The sequence below is a fragment of the Novosphingobium sp. BL-S-33 genome (assembly GCF_056857025.1).
In genome coordinates this window covers 19,764-37,561 of the sequence record NZ_CM166475.1, presented here as the reverse complement: position 1 = coordinate 37,561, position 17,798 = coordinate 19,764, and the positions used below count along the sequence as shown (strand labels likewise).

The window sequence follows — 17,798 nt, the reverse complement described above, 5'->3', positions numbered from 1 at the left end:
AAAGGAGGCGGGCGCGCCGCTTCTCTCTTCTCCGCATTTCGCTTGCCCCTTCCTCAGGCTTGCCACCCCACCGCTCGTTCTTCTAAGGGCGCCGTGAACAAGAATCGGCAGCTCCATCGTCCGGTCAGATCGAGGGACCTCTTCCATGCGCAAGAATATTGCGTGGCCGCTGGCATTTGCCGGTGTGTCTACGCCAACGCTCGCCCACGCAGCGAGCGCGGTCTCCAATCAGCCCAATGGCGCGGATACTGTCTGGATCCTGATCTCGTCCGCGCTGGTACTGATGATGTGCATGCCCGGCCTCGGCCTCTTCTACGGAGGGCTGGTGCGTGCCAAAAACTTCCTGGCGGTGCTTGTTCAGGTAGGTGCGGTCGCCGCGATCGCATCGCTGTTATGGATTGTGTGCGGGTACACCATCGCCTTTGGCACAGTCACCAACGGCTGGTTCGGCTCCGCAAACGCGCTGATGCTCTCCGGCCTCCCGGCCATGCGCGCCGGACTCACCTTGCCTGAAAATGCCTATGCCTTGTTCGAGATGTGCTTTGCAGCCATCACGCCAGCGCTCATGGTCGGGGCCTGGGTCGACCGGGCCCGCTTCAGCTGGGTCATCGGCTTTTGCGCACTGTGGAGCCTCGTTGTCTACGCACCGGTCGCGCACTGGATCTGGGGCGGCGGTTGGCTGGCGACCCAATGGGGCACGCTGGACTATGCTGGCGGCATCGTGGTGCATACCACGGCCGGGGTCTCGGCTTTGATCGTCGCGATCATGCTGGGCAAGCGTCAGGGCTTTCCCAAAGCGCTGATGCTGCCGCACAGCCCGGCCCTTACCATGGCCGGCGCTGGCCTGCTGTGGGTGGGATGGTTCGGCTTCAACGGCGGATCGGCCCTGGCTGGCAACGGCACGGCGGTGAACGCGATCATCAACACCCATATCGCCGCCTCGGCTGCCGCGATATCGTGGCTGCTGATCGAGCGTATCACTTTGGGCAAGCCAACCAGCGTGGGCTTTGCCACCGGCGCGATCGCGGGATTGGCGACAGTGACCCCGGCCGCGGGCTTCATTGCGCCCGGCGCCGCCCTGCTGTTCGGCGTGGTGGGAGCCGGTATCTGCTTCCCGATGATCCTGCTGGTCAAGCACAAGTGGGAAATCGATGACTCGCTCGACGTCTTTGCCGTCCATGGCGTGGGAGGCATGGCAGGTTCGCTCCTGCTTGGTGTTTTCCTATCCGGCGGCCTGGGCGGCGTCGGCTACGCTGAGGGCATGTCCGTGGCCCGCCAACTCGTCGCGCAGTTGCTGGGCGTGAGTGTGGTCGCGCTTTGGTCTGCGGTTGCAACCGTAGCCATCGGGCTTTCGCTTGCACGGGTCCTGCCGATGCGGGTCAGCGAGGACGAGGAAGTCGACGGGCTTGACCTGTCATCGCACGGTGAACGGGCCTGGGAGTTGGATTAAGTCACCCTCTGACCCTGTCCCGAAGGCGAACCTGCTGCTGGAAACAGGTGGCGCCGGTGCCTTCGGGTTTGCCCCGGATCTAGCGTTCCAACCGGCGCAAGTGCTTTCGAACCGAATACGCCTCGGCCCTCTCGGGTAGGTGCGTACGCTATGTCGCGTCTGGTTCACGTCATCCTTCATGCCGCCCAACGACCTGCAATAATGCTGCAATATTTGCGACATCATTGCGCATCGCTGAGGTCGTAGTGGCCATGCCGATAGCCACGACGGCACTATAAACACCCGCAGCTCCGGTAAAGAATACTCTCGACCGAAAGCCCTTTCGGAGGGGCAATCACCGGCCATGGCCAGTGGCAAAACCGGTCAAGCTGCGCCTGTCTGTTTCCGTCCTCATTTCTTTAAGAACAAACGGAAATTCATGCGATCGCCAATTCATCAACGCGCATCAGACACGGCCTCGTTGGTCAATTCAGACGCGATACAAGTCAGCAAGATCTTTCCGACGCCGTTGGCCAGCATCGAGCATCCCGATGCTTCGCGCCTCAACCGCGATCTGACCACGGCCATATTGGCGCGGGAAGCAGCCGATCCCGGCGTTCGGCACAGCAATCAGGGCGGCTGGCAATCACAGGATGACTTCCTCGACTGGAGCGGCGAGGCAGGCGCGGATCTCGTTGCCTTCGCCCTGGCTTTCGCCAACAGGATGTCCGCCATATGGCATCCCCAGCAGGGCTTGCTTGAAGCCAATCTTGACTGGGCTTTCAATGCTTGGGCGAATGTGAACCGACACGGCCAAGGCAACATCGGGCATGCACATCCCGGTTGCTACTGGTCGGCCGTATATTGGGTCGATGACGGAATGGATGACGCCGAAGGTTTGGGCGGAGAGCTCGAATTCCTCGACCCACGCGGCTCCATGCCTATCATGCTCACAGCTGCGATAAAGATGCGGATCGAGGGTTGCTTGTTGGCAGGCCTCAAGCATCAGGTTCGCCCCTCGTCCGGCACGCTGCTCATGTTTCCGTCATGGCTGATACATGCGGTGAACATTTTTGAAGGCAAGCGGCCCAGGATTTCCGTGGCGATCAACTTCGTACCGCCGCTGGCGGCGTAAGGCCCACTTCACCGGGGGCGGCCGGCCATGCCCCCCACGCCCCCCCTATGCTGGATGGGCTCCGCGCAAATCCGGCCGCAGCGAAGCGACAGCTTCGGCGGCCGATGCGGCGCCGAAAACGCCCTTTTGGGCGTTTTCGACCAGCCTCTGAGACGCGATCGCGCAGAAGCTGCCGCACACGGCGCGCGCCGGCGCCTACCCTTAGCCTCCGAAAAGACCGATGCGCGTCATTGCGCAAGCTTGGCGAAAGATCCATGATCTGCCTTCAAGGGAGCAATGAACGATGTTCATGCCCGTTTTCGGCTGCCCATCGTTATCGTAGCGCCGGAAACTGCCTGCCTTCGATCTGAGTTCCTTGTGCGAAAGGACGTCCATGAGCCATCGATCCCCTCTCGCCGTATCGCGCCGCGTGGTCCTTGCGGGGAGCGCCGCCAGTGTCGGCCTCAGTGCGGTTCCGATCGGGGGCGCTTCCCAGAATGTCGAGGCCCCGCCGCTGACCATGCCGCCCACCATGCCGGTGTCGATGGAAGTCAATGGCAAGCCGGTCTCGCTCACGCTCGATACCCGCACGACGCTGCTCGACGCGCTGCGCGATCATTTGAAGCTCACCGGCACCAAGAAAGGCTGCGACCACGGCCAGTGCGGTGCCTGCACGGTGCTCGTTGACGGCGTCAGGATCAATTCGTGCCTGACCCTTGCCGTCATGCACGAGGGCGACAAAGTGACCACTATCGAGGGATTGGGCACCCCGAGCGACCTGCATCCAATGCAGGCGGCCTTCATCAAGCATGACGGCTACCAGTGCGGCTATTGCACGCCCGGTCAGATCTGCTCCGCCGTTGCCGTGCTCGAGGAGATCAAGGCGGGCGTGCCCAGCCATGTCCAGGCCGATATCACCCACGCCGCCAAGGCCACGAACATGGAGATGCGCGAACGCATGAGCGGCAATATCTGCCGCTGCGGCGCCTACTCCAACATCGCCGAAGCCATGGCGGAAGTCGCGGGGACAGCCTCGTGAGAGCGTTCACCTACGAACGCGCCCGCTCGCCGCAAGCCGCTGCGGAGGCGGTAGCAGGCAAGCGCGGTGCCCGGTTCATCGCCGGGGGCACCAACCTGCTCGACCTCATGAAGCTTGAGATCGAAACGCCCACCCATCTGGTCGACGTTCAGGATATCGGCCTCGACCGGATCGAGCCTACCGACGACGGCGGCCTGCGCATCGGAACGCTGGTTACCAACACCGCACTTGCGGCCGATCCACGCGTGCGCCGCGATTATGGCGTGCTCACTCGCGCGATCGTTGCGGGTGCCTCGGGGCAGCTGCGAAACAAGGCAACCGTGGGCGGCAACCTGCTCCAGCGAACGCGTTGTCCCTATTTCTACGACACCAATCAGGCCTGCAACAAGCGCAAGCCCGGGTCGGGCTGCGCGGCAATCGGCGGCGTAAATCGTCTGCTGGGCGTTATCGGCACAAGCGATGCGTGCATCGCCACCAACCCCGGCGACATGGCAGTTGCGCTGCGACTTCTCGATGCCTCGGTCGAGACGGTGGATGGACAGGGCAAGACTCGCACCATGCCTATTGCCGAGTTCCACCGACTGCCGGGTGATACCCCGCATGTCGAAACGGCGCTCCAGCCCGGCGAGCTGATAACCGCGGTAAAACTGCCGAGGCCCCTGGGCGGGCGGCATCTTTACCACAAAGTGCGCGACCGCGCCTCTTACGCCTTCGCCATCGTTTCGGTAGCGGCGGTGATCCAGCCAGACGGCAGCGGGCGCGCGGCCTTCGGCGGCGTGGCGCCCCGGCCCTGGCGGGTCGAGGCTGCCGAAGCGGCCATGCGTGACGGTGCGGCGGCGGTTGCCGCGCAAGTCTTCGCCGGGGCCCGACCGACGCATGAGAATGCCTTCAAGGTTCCCCTTGCCGAACGCACGCTGGCGGGCGTTATGGCAGAGGCACGCGCGGAGAACCGGGCATGAAGTTCGACACCCCCGCAGGCACCAATCCCATCGATCGCATGAAGGTGGTGGGGCAACCGCACGAACGCGTTGAGGGGCCGCTCAAGACAACCGGAACAGCGGCTTACGCCTACGAGCACCAGCAATATCCCGGCGCGCCCGTCTATGGATACGTGGTGGGTGCCGCGATCGCCAAGGGCCGGATCGACTCCATCGACCGGACGGCGGCCCAGCACATGCCCGGCGTGCTCGCCATCGTGACCGCGCAGGACCTCGGCGCATTGGGCTTCGGCCCATTGGGGAAAGGCAACAAGAACACCGCCAACCTGCTCGGCGGCCCCGATATCGAGCACTATCATCAGGCCGTCGCGATCGTCGTTGCCGAGAGCTTCGAACAGGCCCGTGCCGCCGCCAATGCGGTTCACGTCGCCTATACGCGCGGACAGGGCCGCTTCGATCTGGCGCAAGAAAAGCCGAACGCCAAGGCGCTTACGGGATCGGATGCCGATACCGCGACCGGCGACTTCGAAACGGCCTTCGCGGCAGCGCCTGTCCAGATCGACCAGACATATACCACGCCCGACCAGAACCACGCGATGATGGAGCCTTTCGCGACGATCGCGTGGTGGGAAGGCGATGCGCTTTCACTCTGGACCTCGAACCAGATGATCGCTTGGAACCGCGAGGATCTCGCCACAACGCTAAGCTTACCGCTCGAAAAAGTGCGGATCATGTCGCCCTATGTCGGCGGTGGTTTCGGGGGCAAGCTGTTCCTCCGGTCCGACGCCGTCATGGCCTCGCTCGGCGCCAAGGCGGTTGGCCGGCCTGTGAAACTGGCGCTTCCCCGGCCCTTTATAATGAACAACGCCACCCACCGCCCGGCGACGATCCAGCGCATCCGCCTTGGCGCCACGCGGGACGGCAAGCTCGTCGCCATCGGCCACCAAAGCTGGTCGGGCGACCTGCCCGGTGGCGGCCCCGAAGTGGCGACGCAGCAAACCAAGCTGCTCTACGCCGGGGCCAACCGGATGACCGCCATGCGGCTGGCCGAACTCGATCTGCCCGAAGGCAATGCCATGCGCGCGCCGGGTGAGGCGCCGGGCCTGATGGCGCTTGAAATCGCGGTCGACGAAATGGCCGAGAAGCTGAAGATGGACCCGGTCGCCTTCCGCGTGCTCAACGATACGCAAGTCGATCCAGAGAAACCGACGCGCCCCTTCTCCCAGCGAAACCTCGTGCGCTGCCTGAAGGAAGGCGCCGAGCACTTCGGCTGGCACCGCCGCCTCGCCACGCCGGCACAGCTGCGAGAGGGCCGCTGGCTCGTGGGCATGGGCGTGGCGGCCGCTTTTCGCAACAATATCAACATCGCGTCAGCCGCCCGCGTCCGATTGAACGATCAGGGCATCGTCACGGTCGAAACCGACATGACCGACATCGGCACCGGCAGCTACACGATCATCGCCCAGACCGCGGCCGAGATGATGGGCGTGGATATTGACAGGGTCGTGGTGCGGCTGGGGGATTCCGCGTTCCCGGTATCTTCGGGCTCCGGCGGGCAGTTCGGCGCGAACAGTTCCACTTCGGGCGTCTATGCAGCCTGCGTCAAGCTGCGCGAGGCGGTGGCGCAGCGGCTGGGATATGATCCTGAGCGAGCGGAATTCGCGGATGGCCTGGTCCGAGCGGACAATCGCTCCGCCACGCTCGCGGAAGCCGCCCACGCAGGCGAACTCGTCGCCGAGGGCAGGATCGAATGGGGCAATCTCTCGAAGCAGTTCCAGCAATCGACGTTCGGCGCCCACTTCGTGGAGGCGGCCGTGGATTCCTTCACCGGTGAGATCCGCGTACGCCGCATGTTGGCGGTCTGCGCTGCCGGACGCATCCTCAATCCGCGAACCGCGCGCAGCCAGATGATCGGCGCAATGACGATGGGCGTGGGCGGCGCACTGATGGAGGAACTCGCCGTGGACAAGCGCTTCGGGTTCTTTGTGAACCACGACCTTGCCGGCTATGAAGTCCCCGTCCACGCCGATATCCCGCATCAGGAAGTACACTTCATCGACGAGGCGGACGCCACCGTATCGCCGATGAAGGCCAAGGGCGTGGGCGAACTGGGTCTGGCGGGTGTCGGCGCGGCCGTCGCCAATGCCGTTTACAATGCCACCGGGGTCCGTGTGCGCGACTATCCGATCACGCTCGACAAACACCTCGCCGGATTGCCCACGCTGATTTGAGGCGGTCGAACCCGAAACGACCTGGATTATCCCTTCCTGGAGAACGATCATGAATCCCGACACGACGGCCCTGGTCCTGATCGAATTCCAGAACGACTTCACAAGCCCGGGCGGCGCCCAGCATGATGCGGTCAAGGCAGTGATGGACAGCACCGACATGCTCGCCAACACGCAGGCACTGGTCGAGCAGGCGCGGGCCGCCGGGGTGAGCGTGATGTATGCGCCGATCTCGTTCGCTGACGGCTATCCGGAGATCGCCAGCGACGCCTACGGCATCCTTGCGGGCGTGAAAGCTGCCGGGGCCTTCAAGCAGGGAAGCTGGGGCGCGGCGATCGTGGATGTCCTGGCGCCTCAATCCGGCGACATTGTCATAGAAGGCAAGCGCGGCCTCGACTGTTTCGCCAGTACCAACATCGATTTCATCCTGCGCCAGCGCGGAATAACGGATGTCGCCATCGCGGGCTTCCTGACCAATTGCTGCGTCGAATCGACCATGCGCAGCGCCTATGAGCGCGGGTACCGCGTCGTCACGCTAACGGATTGCACCGCCACGCTCTCCGAAGAAGAACAGCAGCTTGCGACCGAGAAGAACTTTCCGATGTTCTCCCGTCCGATGCGCCATGATGCCTTTCTGGAAGAACTTGACCGACACGCGCTCTCCAAAGCCTGAAACGGGCGAGTGACGCTATAGTTCGGAACGCCCGGTCACGATGACGATCACGATGTCGGCGGCGGAATGGGGAACCCGGTTGCCAGATGGTCGATCCACGCCCTGACGGCAGGGGGAAGACCTCGGCGTGTCGTGAAGACCAGATGCACGATCCCCTTCTGACCTCGCCAGGCCGGAAGCACATGCACCAGTCGCCCATCGGCGAGTGCTTCGCGGCAAACATGGTCGGGAAGAAGCGCAATGCCGAGGCCGTCGATCGCGGCGTTCCTCACCGCCAGCATGTCTTCACATGAGAGCCGAGGGGAAAAGCGGACATGATGCGAGGCTCCCTCGTCGGTTTCCAGCAACCATTGAATCTCGTCGCTGCTGTCGCTCGTGCTCAGGCAAGGCAGATCGGGCAATTGCGCAACCTCTTTCACGCGGCTCGCCATTTGGGGGCTTCCCACGAGGATGCGCGTCGAAGTCCCCAGCGAACGCATGGTCAGAGACGCGTCGCTCGTCAGCGCCGTCCGCACGCGCAGGGCTACGTCGATGCGCTCGTCGATCAGGTCGACCGCCCGGTCCGTCGCTACGAGTTGAAGGCGGATCTTGGGGTATCGTACGAGAAATGAGGGAAGAAACGCCGAAACCAGCTCGACCAGACCGGTCGGGCAACTGAAGCGCACCCGGCCGTGAGGTTCGGCCTGCGCCTGCATGACCAGGGTCTCGGCCTGTTCCACTTCGGCCAGAATCGTGCGGCATCGCTCGTAAAACGCCTGCCCGGTGTCGGTTACGCGAAAGCGCCGGCTCGATCGTTCGATAAGACGCAGGCCCAGACGCTCTTCCAGTCCCGCAATGCGGCGGCTGAGCTTGGATTTGGGTTCGCGCAAAGCGCGCCCGGCGGCCGCGAAGCCACCATGAGTCACGACCTCGGCGAAATAGGCATAGTCGTTGAGATCGATTTTCATCATCGTTCCTCCAATGGAACGCTAAGTGCCACATTTGCCGTCTACACGCATCATCGTTCTGGATGCATTTCCAAGGGGCAACGGCGATCCCGCCGCCAGCTTCAAGGAGAAAGACAATGACGGACAAGTTCAATGGCAAGGTCGTAGTGGTAACCGGCGGCACCAGCGGCATCGGGCTGGCAACTGCCAAGGCATTCGCCGATGAGGGCGCCTCGGTGTTCATCACCGGACGGCGTCAGGACACCCTCGATGCGGCGGTCCGTGCGATCGGTGGCCGCGTGACCGGCGTGCGCGGCGACATGGCGCAGCTTGCCGATATCGACAAGCTCTACGACGCAGTCCAGCAGAAGCATGCCCAGATCGATGTGGTCTTCGCCAATGCCGGCGGCGGTGAGTTCGCCCCGCTCGGCGCGATCACCGAAGAGCACTACCAGCGCACTTTCGACACGAACGTCAAGGGCGTCCTGTTCACTGTCCAGAAGGCGCTTCCGCTGATCCGCGACGGCGGCTCGATCATCCTCACCGCCTCGACGACCAGCGTGTCGGGCACCCCTGCCCTCAGCGTATATTCGGCCACCAAGGCGGCAGTCCGCAACTTTGCCCGCAACTGGATTTTGGACCTCAAGGACCGCCGCATCCGCGTGAATGCCGTCAGCCCCGGCGTGACGGAAACGGCCGGGCTCAATGAACTGTTCGGCGGCGGCGAGCAGGCGGAAGGCACGAAGGACTACCTTGCCGGACTGATCCCCGCCGGGCGTGTCGGCCAGCCGGAGGAAATTGCCAAGGCGGTCCTGTTCCTCGCCTCCGACGAGGCCAGCTTCGTCAACGGGGTCGAACTGTTCGTCGACGGTGGGCAGGTCCAGATCTGAAGCGCATCGGGAGGTTTCCGCCGGCGGGAACCTCCATCCGTCCCCCAAGACGTCCAACGCGGCGGCGGAGACACAAAGGCCTCTGGAAATCCAGGGGCCTTTGCTTTCATCACAGTGGCAAAATGAGCGGAAGGGTGCCGATCTCGCCCGCTCGCGGCAAGCAGCATGGGCACACAAATAAGGCATTGCCGCTGCGGATGTGCTTGGCTACATGCGAATGACTCGCAAGTTCGGCAGGTCGTCGTTGAGGCTGAAAGGGAAGCAGATGCCGCAGCGCGATGTCATAACCGACATTGTTACCGAGCGCCGGGACGAATTGGTGAAATATGCGGGCGCAGTCAGCGGCGATGCGGACGGCGCAGAAGACCTTGTGCAGGAAGCATGGTTGCGGCTGGATCAGGCCGCGCGCGTGCAGGAGGTCGCCAAGCCCACGCACTTGCTGTGGCGGGTGCTCCGCAATCTGTCGATCGATCGCAGCCGCAGGATTGCCCACGAAGGCCGTGTTGTCGCGCCAGCGGACGAGCGGCGGTTTACGGAACTCCCGGATGACCAGGCTTCGGTGGAAGCCATGCTGATCGCGCGCGACGAACTCGCCCGCATCCAGCGCGTGCTCGATGCACTGGATCCCCGCACGCGCACCGCTTTCGAGATGCATCGCTTTGAAGGCGCAAAATTGCGCGAGATCGCCGCACGCCTCGGGGTCTCCGTGACGGTGGCGCATGGTCTGGTGGCGGCGGCCATCCGCGAAATTCGCGCCGCGATTCCCCGCTAATTGCGATCGATGCGCGTCGTGCGCGAAAAACACGCCGCTTCGTGCGTCTGTTGGGTAAGAGGATGGAGAAGATGTGCCTGAAAGGCGCAACGATCCTCGATACTGGCAGGAAACGGGAAGACGGGTGACAGGGCAGGGATGACGGGCACTTTCCCCGATGACGCCGCGCGGCACGCCGATGAAGAGGCAGTGGAGTGGGTCATCCTGCTGCGCGAGGAGGCCGATGAGCCCGAGACGCGCGCGCGTTTCGAGGACTGGCTGGCCGCATCGCCGCTCCATGCCGAGGCTTGGGCCGCAGTGGCCTATGCCTATGACCGGGCGGGCGATGCGCGCCCGGCTTATGCCCCTCCCGTCCGCGCCGCCGAGCCGCGCCCGGTGCTGCCTGCCGGTCCCTCACCCTATCGGCGCCGGGGCGGGACGCGCCGTTCGCCGGGCTGGCGGCGCCTGCGAGTGCGTCATCTGGTTGCAGCGGCGGTGGCGGCCTGCCTCATGCTGGCCGTCGCGCCTTCGGTCATGCTGCGTGCGCAGGCGGATTACCGTACCGGAACTGCCGAACTCCAACAGGCACGGCTCGCGGACGGCAGCTTGGCCCATCTCGCGCCGGGCAGCGCCATCGCCGTGTCCTACGGCGCCAACCGCCGGGAAATCCGCCTGCTGAAAGGCGAGGCATGGTTCGACGTGCGGCACGATCCCGCCCGTCCCTTCTATGTCGATGCGAACGGCGTCACCACGACAGACATTGGCACCGCCTTCGACGTCCGTCTCGATGCAAGCGGCGTCACCACGCAAGTAACGAGCGGCCGGGTCCGCGTCGCTTATGCGGCCCGGCCGCCGGTGTCCGAGCATCTGGCGGGAGGCGATGCCCTGCGCGTGGGATTCGACGGCGCGGTCGAGCGCAGTACGATGCCGCCCGCGCAGATGGCTGCGTGGCGCAATCGCCAGATCATCGTCCACGACCGCCCGGCGACCGATGTGATCGACGCGCTGCGGCCGTGGTTTGTGGGTGTCATCGTCGTCAGAGGCGATGGTTTTGCGCACCAGCGCATCACCGGCGTCTACAACGCCAGCGATCCGGCCGAAGCGCTGCGCGGGCTGACGCAGGCCTATGGCGGGTCCGTGCAGACGATCACGCCGTGGATGATCGTCATCTCCTCAAGCTGAAAACTTGCTGGAATCGGGCGCTAAAACCGATTTCGCTCATGCCTCCCGAAAAAATTCCCGCAGCTGCGTCTATTCGGATGAGAGGTGTTATTGCGACGCATGAGCGGAAATGCCTCTGGTCAGGGATAACGATGAAGGAGGCATTTTTGGTGGTTCAGGGTGGGTTCGCCGGACGCAATAATTCGCGGAACAAGAGGTCGCGCCGTGCCGCACTGGCGGCATTGTTGATGACGGCCGGGCCAGTCGCGCTGACCGCCGCCGCACCGGCGCTGGCTCAGGACGCGGTGCGCAGCTTCGATATTCCCGCCCAGCCGCTTGCCAATGCGCTCACTGCGTTCGGCCAGCAGTCCGGGCTTCAGGTTAGCGCGCAGGCGCCGCTGCTCGAAGGGCGCACCTCGCAGGCCGTGAAGGGATCGCTCTCGTCCATGCAGGCGCTGAGCCAGATGCTGATTGGCACAGGCCTGACGTTCCGGATGGTCGGAACGACGGTCTCGCTCGAAGCCGCGCCGCGGGCTGCCGGGAGCACGGTCCTGCTCGGCCCGGTGCGAGTGGAGGAATCGAGCGGATCGCAGAGCGCCGCCAATACCGCCGCCACCGATCCGCAGCGGCCCACCGGCCCAGGCGAAGGCTATGTCGCAACGCGCAGCGCGACCGGAACCAAAACCGACACTCCGATTGCGCGCACGCCGCAAGCCATTTCGGTCGTCACCAGCGCCCAGATCGCCGCGCAGGCCGCGCAAAGCGTGCCGCAGGCGCTGCGCTACACCTCCGGCGTCCAGGCCGAACAGCGCGGCGTCAACACGGATGGCGAGGAATATGTGTTCGGCCGGGGCTTCCGGCTGGAGGAATACCTTGATGGGCTGATCCTGCCCGACGTCTCCTACAACATCGCCTCCTATGAGCCCTACAACCTCGAACGCGTGGAAGTGCTGCATGGCCCGGCCTCGGTCCTGTTCGGGCAGGCTTACCCCGGAGGCATCGTCAATTTGGTGAGCAAGCGGCCTACTGCCGATCCGCTGCATGAAGTGCAGCTTTCGGCCGGAAGCTGGAACCGCTTTCAGGGCGCAGTCGATCTCGGCGGTCCGCTCGATGCCGGGGGCGACGTTCTCTACCGGCTGACCGGCGTGGCGCGCCACAGCGATTCCCAGATCGACCACGTCGAAACCGAGCGCTATTCGCTCGCGCCTGCCGTTACTGTCCGGATCGACAAGGACACCGACCTGACGGTGCTGGGCAACGTGCAGTACGATCCCAAGGCGGGCTACTACAATTTCGTACCCTCGCAAGGCACCGTGACGGCCAATCCCAACGGCAAGGTCTCCACCAGCCTCGACATCGGCGATCCTTCGTTCGACCGGCACAGCCGCACGCAGTGGGGGCTTGGCTACATGCTGGAGCACTGCATCGGCGAAACGTGGACGCTGCGCCAGAATTTGCGCTACACGCACATCCGCGACAGCCTCGACAACGTGTTCACATATGGCTTCCAGCCCGACTTGCGCACGCTCAACCGATATACCTTCACCAACCACGAGAGCCTCGGGCAAATCGCGGTGGACAATCAGGTGCAGGCGAAGTTCTCGACCGGCGCGCTGGAGCACACGCTGCTTGTTGGCCTCGACTATCGCCGGATCGACTATGAGGAGCGCTATGGGTCGGACTTCGCCGGGCAGCCTACGCTGGATGCTTTCGCGCCGGTCTACGGCCAGAGCTTCACGATGCCCGCCTATTCGGGTGACGAGGATGTCGGGCAGGACCAACTCGGCCTATATGCGCAGGACCAGATCCGCGTAGGCAAGCTCGATATACTCGCCGGACTGCGTCAGGACTGGGCAGGATCGACGGATCACGAGCGGATCAGCGGGCAGGTCACCAAGCAGAACGACAGCAAGCTGACGGGCCGCGTCGGCGCGGTCTACAGCTTTGCTGGCGGCCTTTCGCCTTATGTCAGCTATGCCACCTCGTTCCAGCCGACGGTCGGCACCGGCTATGACGGATCGGCGTTCCGGCCAACGACCGGAGAACAGTACGAGGCGGGCCTCAAGTACCAGCCCACCGGCCTCAATGCTTTCGCCACTGTCTCGGTGTTCCACCTGACGCAGCAGAATGTGACGACGCCCGACCCCGATCCCACGCATACGGGCTTCAGCGTCCAGACCGGTGAAATCCGTTCGCGCGGGGTGGAATTCGAACTGCACGCACACCCGGTGCCGCAGCTTGGCCTCATCGCCACGTACACTTACCTCGACAACAAGGTGACCAAGAGCAACGACACCGAGAACGCCTTCGGCAACAACCTTGGCAAGCGGCCCTTCGGCGTTCCCCGCCAACAGGCGTCCGGCTGGGCGGACTATACGTTCGACGGCGGCCACATCTCCGGCCTGACGCTCGGCGCCGGTGTCCGCTATGTCGGATCGACCTATGGCGACAGCCTCAACACCTTCAAGGTGAAGGCCAGCACGCTTGTCGATGCGCTCGCCAGCATCGACCTGAGCGGAATGGGCGAAGCGCTCGAAGGCTGGAAGCTGAGCGTCAACGCCAGCAACCTGCTGGACAAGCGCTACGTCGCCTATTGCCAGAGCGCCTCGCTCTGCGCCTTCGGGCTGCGGCGTACGGTGCTGGGTTCGCTGGCCTACCGCTGGTGATGCCCGGGTGAGAGCGCGAAACATGCAGGCGTGGTCGGTCATCCATCGATGGTCGAGCCTCGCCTGCACGGCCTTTCTGTTGATGCTGTGCCTGACCGGCCTGCCGCTGATCTTCCACGACGAGATCGACGCGGCGAACGGCCGACTGGTCCGTGCACCCGCCGGGGAGCAAGGACCGGAGGCGCCGCTGGACCGGATTACGGCCCACGCCGATGGCACGGTGCAGGCGATCTACTGGAAGGATGAGGAACCCGGCGTCGTCCACCTCGTCACCACGAAGGCGGGCGATACCGCGTTCGACGCGCGTACGGCGCTGCCGCTTCATGCGCCATCGACAGGGCCGGACGTGATGGGCGGTGTGCTCATGCTGCACAGCCGCCTGTTCGCAGGGCTTGCCGGGTACTTTGCGCTTGGGCTTGCCGGGCTGCTCGCAGTGCTCGCGGTCCTATCGGGCGTGGTCCTTTACGCGCCGTTCACCCGCCACCTGCGGTTCGGCGAAATCCGTCGCTCGCGGCCGCTGCGTGTCAGGATGCTGGACCATCACAACCTGCTTGGCATAGCCACGGCGGCGTGGCTGGCGGTGGTCGCGGTAACCGGCACGATCAACACACTGGAGGAACCGCTCTTCGCGGTGTGGCGCGCTGACCGCCGGCCCGACCGTATCGTAGCGGCCCAAGGCAAAAGCGTCACACCGGGACAGGCCCTCGCCGCCGCCCGTCGCGCTGCCCCGGCGCTCATTCCGAACAGCATGGTCCTGCCCACATCGCCGGTGGGTACTCCCGGCTACGTGACCGTCTGGATGCACGGCGGCTCTCCGCTGACCGGGCGGCTCTATCGCCCCGTCATGGTCGATGTCCGGTCCGGAAGGGCCGAACTGGACCGGAACTTCCCATGGTACCTCAATGCCCTCAATCTCGCGCGTCCGCTCCATTTTGGCGACTATGGCGGATTGCCGCTCAAGATCATCTGGGCCTTGCTCGACATCGTGACGATCGCGGTTCTCGCCACCGGGCTCTTTCTGTGGTTCGGAAAGCGCAGGCCGAGGAGGCTCGGATGAAGGTACGGCATGTTTCCGCCCGCGAGCAATGGGGCTGGCCCGTCGCGCTCGCCGGGCTGACCCTGTTCGGGTTGCTATCCGCGCTGCTGGGTGAAGGCGGTTTATGGTGGGCCCTGTCGTGGACCGCGCTCGCAACACCGCTGCTGGTAAGCGCGCGGCATGTCATGCGCCCTCCTCAGCCGATGACGAGGATCGACGACAATGCCTTGTGAACCGCAAGCCGAACGACTGGGCTACCGCCCCGCCGCGAGCGGGCGCTTCTACGGGCTGATCGGAACCGTCATCGTCTACGCGCTGGCCGCGTCGGGTTTTCTTGTCGCGATTTCCTTTGTCGCGGCCCGGCCTCCGGCTGCTCCGGCGCTCGCGGTGGTGAACCTGAGGACGGCCGCTTCGCCGCCGGAAAAGACGCCCGAAAAACAGGATGCGCCCAAGCCGGTCGAAAACAAGCCTCTCCCGGCTGAACCGCAAAAGGTCCCGCCGCCTCCGCCGGTCGCCATCCCTATCGTATCGCTACCGGCGCCGACCGCCGCCGTTACCAAGCCGGCCGCCCCTGCTCCCCAGCAGACCGAATCCGCCGCGCCCAGGACGCTCCCCGCGCCGCCCGCCCCGCAAGTGGCCAGCAATGCGCCCGACACATGGGAGGGCCGGGTGCTGGCCGCACTCAACCAGCATCGCCACTATCCGGCAATGGCCAGATCGCGCCACCAGCAGGGCATCCCTTACGTGCGCTTCGTGATGGACCGGCAGGGCAAAGTGCTATCCTGCCGCCTTGAGCGCAGTTCGGGATTCCCCGATCTGGATCGCGAGGCCGTATCCCTGCCCAAGCGCGCTGAGCCCCTACCCAAGCCCCCGGCCGAACGGATCGGTGACACCGTGGAACTGGTCGTACCGGTCGAGTTCCTGCTGAGTTGAGAGCGGCGAAGGCGCGTGATCGCCGGGCTTGCCTGAGGCCGTCCACTCTATCGACGGCCAGCTTCCCCTACCGCTGCCCAGCCATCTGTTAATTCGCCTTGGCCAATTCAGCCGCATAGAGCACCGGTTTGCCTTCGACATTCGCGCGATAGACCATCCAGCGCCCATCCGGCGTAAAATGCTCATTGGGCTCCAGCGTGTAGTCCTGCCGGGAAAGGTCAACTATCCGTTCGCTACGCAGCGTTCCGGTGGCGATCAGGCTCTCTGCATCAAGCGTTTCTTCAGCTTCGGGTGATGCGTCCGCTACGGGATGGAAAACGCTGATATACTTGTCGGCATCGTTACCGTCGCCCGCGACAAGAGTGCCATCGGGCGAAGTGAGATAGTGGTAGGCACCTTGGTCGTGGGCAACCTTGTACCAGATGCGCTTTTTGGCGTTGCCGCCGCTCTCGATCTCGTACCGGGCGAGCCAGAGCATGCCACCCTTGGGCATTTGCAGGTCGTACCAGATCGCTTTGCCGTCGCTCGACCAGTATTCGTGCCCGGCGATTTCGCCCTGCATCGAACGCTGGTGAATCTTTGTAAGCGCGCTGCCGTCGGTGCGGATCGTCCAGATGCGGTCAACTTTGTGCCACGGGCCTTCGTGACAGAACATCATCAGTCCGGCGTCTTTGGGCGAGAACTGGACATGGTTCAGCCAATCGGTGGCGCGGTGAATGCTGTGGCTGGCGCCCGTCGCGGTATCGATCGTGAAGATCTCCATCGGCACCTTTGCGGCGAGTCTTTCGTCCATCCAGCGCGCCTTGGCCGCTGCGAAAGAGAGCGGGTGGCCCTGCGCATCGGTGCCAGAATAGCTCGGCGCGCCGGTCTTGGGATCTCGCTTGCCCTGGGCGGCGATGGCGGGCGGCGGCGGTGCCAACTCGCGGTGTCCGGCAAGGAGCGTATCGTCGGCATTGATCGATTCGACACGGCCGCCGGGCAATTGCGCAATTCTGCGCGACTTGCCGGTGTCGAGGTTCAGAACCCACACCGTGGAAGGACCTTCGCCGTCGTCGCTACCGGCCGGGCGGGTGGTGTAATAGGCTTCCGGACGGGTGTGGCCGGTGAAGAGCAGTCGGTCCACAGTACCCCGAAAGACCAGTTTCGTGGACCAGTCGCGGGTCGAGGCGGTGCGGATGCCTTCGGCGGTCAGATAGACCATCCGGTCGCCATTGGGCGTGAAAGGGTTGTAATTGAAATAGAGGCCGTAGACGCCGGGCCGGTCATCTATCCTGACAATCCGGTGGCCGGTGGCGGGATCAGTCCATTCGCGCGGGCCCTCCTTCGGCCAAGCCGCCGGCGCCATCAGAGCTGCGCCCGCCGCGATCACCAAAAGAGCTTTCCGCATTGCCTTCTCCGTCCCATTTTTAGAGATGCAATACCGAATATAGGGACGATGGCAATATGGGGATGGCACCCGAAGGCTGCACTCCCTGACAAGTATCCGCCGGTGACCCGGCGGGAGCAGGTCACCACCGATTGCCAGCGATCGCCGCTGCCGCCATACGTTTCCAAACCCGACAAGAAGGGAGCATCATGAAGAGACTCCATTTTCTTCTTCCGCTGATCGCCTCGCTGGCGGCTTGCGAAACCGCACCGCATGAAACGGGGCCTCAAGAAACGGGGACCACGAAGGCGATGATCACGCTCTCGGGCCACGCCACTTATCGCGAGCGGATCGCCCTGCCGCCCGACGCGCACCTTTCGGTCGCGATCAGCGACGTAAGCCGGATGGATACCGCTGCGCCCGCGATCGCCTCGACCGAGTTCGCCACCGAGGGACGGCAGGTGCCACTGGCCTTCACTCTCGATTACGATGCGACGAAAATCGACCCGCGCGGTCGCTATGCGGTATCGGCGCGCATTACCGATAGCGGCGGGCAACTCATCTGGATAACCGACACCCACACGGCCTTGCCCGCTCCCGGGCAGCCGGTCGAATTGATGCTTGTGCAGGTTCTGCGATAAATCACGG

General features: G+C 64.2%; 16 protein-coding genes. 14 read left to right on the top strand and 2 right to left on the bottom strand.

Annotated features, from left to right (window positions below):
* The first annotated feature begins 145 nt into the window (after nt 1-145).
* From AC1VVM_RS17170 to AC1VVM_RS17145, 6 genes are all read left to right on the top strand, one after another.
* Entirely contained in the window at nt 146-1,450 is a 1,305-nt protein-coding gene (locus tag AC1VVM_RS17170; protein WP_482906557.1) for an ammonium transporter, read from the top strand.
* 343 nt (nt 1,451-1,793) lie between these two features.
* Nucleotides 1,794-2,564, top strand: coding sequence for a TIGR02466 family protein (locus AC1VVM_RS17165; protein WP_482906556.1), 771 nt, complete (start codon nt 1,794-1,796; stop codon nt 2,562-2,564).
* 373 nt (nt 2,565-2,937) lie between these two features.
* Nucleotides 2,938-3,582, top strand: a complete 645-nt coding sequence (paoA, locus tag AC1VVM_RS17160; protein ID WP_482906555.1) for an aldehyde dehydrogenase iron-sulfur subunit PaoA — start codon at nt 2,938-2,940, stop codon at nt 3,580-3,582.
* Complete coding sequence (locus AC1VVM_RS17155; protein WP_482906554.1) at nt 3,579-4,541, top strand: FAD binding domain-containing protein; 963 nt, start codon at nt 3,579-3,581, stop codon at nt 4,539-4,541. Before paoA ends, AC1VVM_RS17155 begins: the two co-directional genes overlap by 4 nt.
* Nucleotides 4,538-6,751 (top strand): aldehyde oxidoreductase molybdenum-binding subunit PaoC, encoded by a 2,214-nt coding sequence (gene paoC, locus AC1VVM_RS17150; protein ID WP_482906553.1) that lies wholly within the window; start codon nt 4,538-4,540, stop codon nt 6,749-6,751. Before AC1VVM_RS17155 ends, paoC begins: the two co-directional genes overlap by 4 nt.
* Before the next feature lie 49 nt (nt 6,752-6,800).
* A complete protein-coding gene (locus AC1VVM_RS17145; protein WP_482906552.1) occupies nt 6,801-7,421 on the top strand; it encodes a cysteine hydrolase family protein in 621 nt (206 codons plus the stop codon).
* A 47-nt stretch (nt 7,422-7,468) separates the two neighbouring features.
* On the opposite strand, the gene AC1VVM_RS17140 is transcribed toward AC1VVM_RS17145, so the two are convergent.
* On the bottom strand, nt 7,469-8,371 hold the full coding sequence (locus tag AC1VVM_RS17140; protein ID WP_482956964.1) for a LysR substrate-binding domain-containing protein: 903 nt from the start codon (nt 8,369-8,371) through the stop codon (nt 7,469-7,471).
* Between the two features lie 113 nt (nt 8,372-8,484).
* Between AC1VVM_RS17140 and AC1VVM_RS17135 the strand changes: the two genes are divergently transcribed.
* From AC1VVM_RS17135 to AC1VVM_RS17105, 7 genes are all read left to right on the top strand, one after another.
* The gene (locus tag AC1VVM_RS17135; protein WP_482906551.1) at nt 8,485-9,237 is read left to right on the top strand and encodes an SDR family NAD(P)-dependent oxidoreductase; all 753 of its coding nucleotides are present in this window, start codon (nt 8,485-8,487) and stop codon (nt 9,235-9,237) included.
* A 265-nt stretch (nt 9,238-9,502) separates the two neighbouring features.
* Nucleotides 9,503-10,009, top strand: a complete 507-nt coding sequence (locus AC1VVM_RS17130) for a sigma-70 family RNA polymerase sigma factor (protein WP_482906550.1) — start codon at nt 9,503-9,505, stop codon at nt 10,007-10,009.
* Nucleotides 10,010-10,147: 138 nt separating this feature from the next.
* Nucleotides 10,148-11,170, top strand: a complete 1,023-nt coding sequence (locus AC1VVM_RS17125) for a FecR family protein (RefSeq protein WP_482906549.1) — start codon at nt 10,148-10,150, stop codon at nt 11,168-11,170.
* Nucleotides 11,171-11,301: 131 nt separating this feature from the next.
* On the top strand, nt 11,302-13,815 hold the full coding sequence (locus tag AC1VVM_RS17120) for a TonB-dependent siderophore receptor (protein WP_482956963.1): 2,514 nt from the start codon (nt 11,302-11,304) through the stop codon (nt 13,813-13,815).
* A gap of 22 nt (nt 13,816-13,837) precedes the next feature.
* Complete coding sequence (locus AC1VVM_RS17115; RefSeq protein ID WP_482956962.1) at nt 13,838-14,872, top strand: PepSY-associated TM helix domain-containing protein; 1,035 nt, start codon at nt 13,838-13,840, stop codon at nt 14,870-14,872.
* The gene (locus AC1VVM_RS17110) at nt 14,869-15,084 is read left to right on the top strand and encodes a hypothetical protein (protein ID WP_482956961.1); all 216 of its coding nucleotides are present in this window, start codon (nt 14,869-14,871) and stop codon (nt 15,082-15,084) included. Before AC1VVM_RS17115 ends, AC1VVM_RS17110 begins: the two co-directional genes overlap by 4 nt.
* The gene (locus tag AC1VVM_RS17105; RefSeq protein WP_482906545.1) at nt 15,074-15,784 is read left to right on the top strand and encodes an energy transducer TonB; all 711 of its coding nucleotides are present in this window, start codon (nt 15,074-15,076) and stop codon (nt 15,782-15,784) included. The genes AC1VVM_RS17110 and AC1VVM_RS17105 overlap by 11 nt, the downstream gene beginning before the upstream one ends.
* Nucleotides 15,785-15,872: 88 nt before the next feature.
* On the opposite strand, the gene AC1VVM_RS17100 is transcribed toward AC1VVM_RS17105, so the two are convergent.
* Nucleotides 15,873-17,171, bottom strand: a complete 1,299-nt coding sequence (locus tag AC1VVM_RS17100; RefSeq protein ID WP_482906544.1) for an oligogalacturonate lyase family protein — start codon at nt 17,169-17,171, stop codon at nt 15,873-15,875.
* Between the two features lie 188 nt (nt 17,172-17,359).
* Between AC1VVM_RS17100 and AC1VVM_RS17095 the strand changes: the two genes are divergently transcribed.
* A complete protein-coding gene (locus AC1VVM_RS17095) occupies nt 17,360-17,791 on the top strand; it encodes a YbaY family lipoprotein (RefSeq protein WP_482906543.1) in 432 nt (143 codons plus the stop codon).
* Nucleotides 17,792-17,798 lie beyond the last annotated feature (7 nt).

What these genes read in the sequence shown, in the direction of transcription:
- AC1VVM_RS17145 (WP_482906552.1), top strand. Translation starts at nt 6,801, where the DNA reads ATGAATCCCGACACGACGGCCCTGGTCCTGATCGAATTCCAGAACGAC.
- AC1VVM_RS17115 (WP_482956962.1), top strand. Translation starts at nt 13,838, where the DNA reads ATGCAGGCGTGGTCGGTCATCCATCGATGGTCGAGCCTCGCCTGCACG.
- AC1VVM_RS17165 (WP_482906556.1), top strand. Translation starts at nt 1,794, where the DNA reads ATGGCCAGTGGCAAAACCGGTCAAGCTGCGCCTGTCTGTTTCCGTCCT.
- AC1VVM_RS17170 (WP_482906557.1), top strand. Translation starts at nt 146, where the DNA reads ATGCGCAAGAATATTGCGTGGCCGCTGGCATTTGCCGGTGTGTCTACG.
- AC1VVM_RS17110 (WP_482956961.1), top strand. Translation starts at nt 14,869, where the DNA reads ATGAAGGTACGGCATGTTTCCGCCCGCGAGCAATGGGGCTGGCCCGTC.
- AC1VVM_RS17135 (WP_482906551.1), top strand. Translation starts at nt 8,485, where the DNA reads ATGACGGACAAGTTCAATGGCAAGGTCGTAGTGGTAACCGGCGGCACC.
- paoA (WP_482906555.1), top strand. Translation starts at nt 2,938, where the DNA reads ATGAGCCATCGATCCCCTCTCGCCGTATCGCGCCGCGTGGTCCTTGCG.
- AC1VVM_RS17105 (WP_482906545.1), top strand. Translation starts at nt 15,074, where the DNA reads ATGCCTTGTGAACCGCAAGCCGAACGACTGGGCTACCGCCCCGCCGCG.
- AC1VVM_RS17125 (WP_482906549.1), top strand. Translation starts at nt 10,148, where the DNA reads ATGACGGGCACTTTCCCCGATGACGCCGCGCGGCACGCCGATGAAGAG.
- AC1VVM_RS17120 (WP_482956963.1), top strand. Translation starts at nt 11,302, where the DNA reads ATGAAGGAGGCATTTTTGGTGGTTCAGGGTGGGTTCGCCGGACGCAAT.
- AC1VVM_RS17130 (WP_482906550.1), top strand. Translation starts at nt 9,503, where the DNA reads ATGCCGCAGCGCGATGTCATAACCGACATTGTTACCGAGCGCCGGGAC.
- paoC (WP_482906553.1), top strand. Translation starts at nt 4,538, where the DNA reads ATGAAGTTCGACACCCCCGCAGGCACCAATCCCATCGATCGCATGAAG.
- AC1VVM_RS17140 (WP_482956964.1), bottom strand. Translation starts at nt 8,371, where the DNA reads ATGATGAAAATCGATCTCAACGACTATGCCTATTTCGCCGAGGTCGTG.
- AC1VVM_RS17095 (WP_482906543.1), top strand. Translation starts at nt 17,360, where the DNA reads ATGAAGAGACTCCATTTTCTTCTTCCGCTGATCGCCTCGCTGGCGGCT.
- AC1VVM_RS17100 (WP_482906544.1), bottom strand. Translation starts at nt 17,171, where the DNA reads ATGCGGAAAGCTCTTTTGGTGATCGCGGCGGGCGCAGCTCTGATGGCG.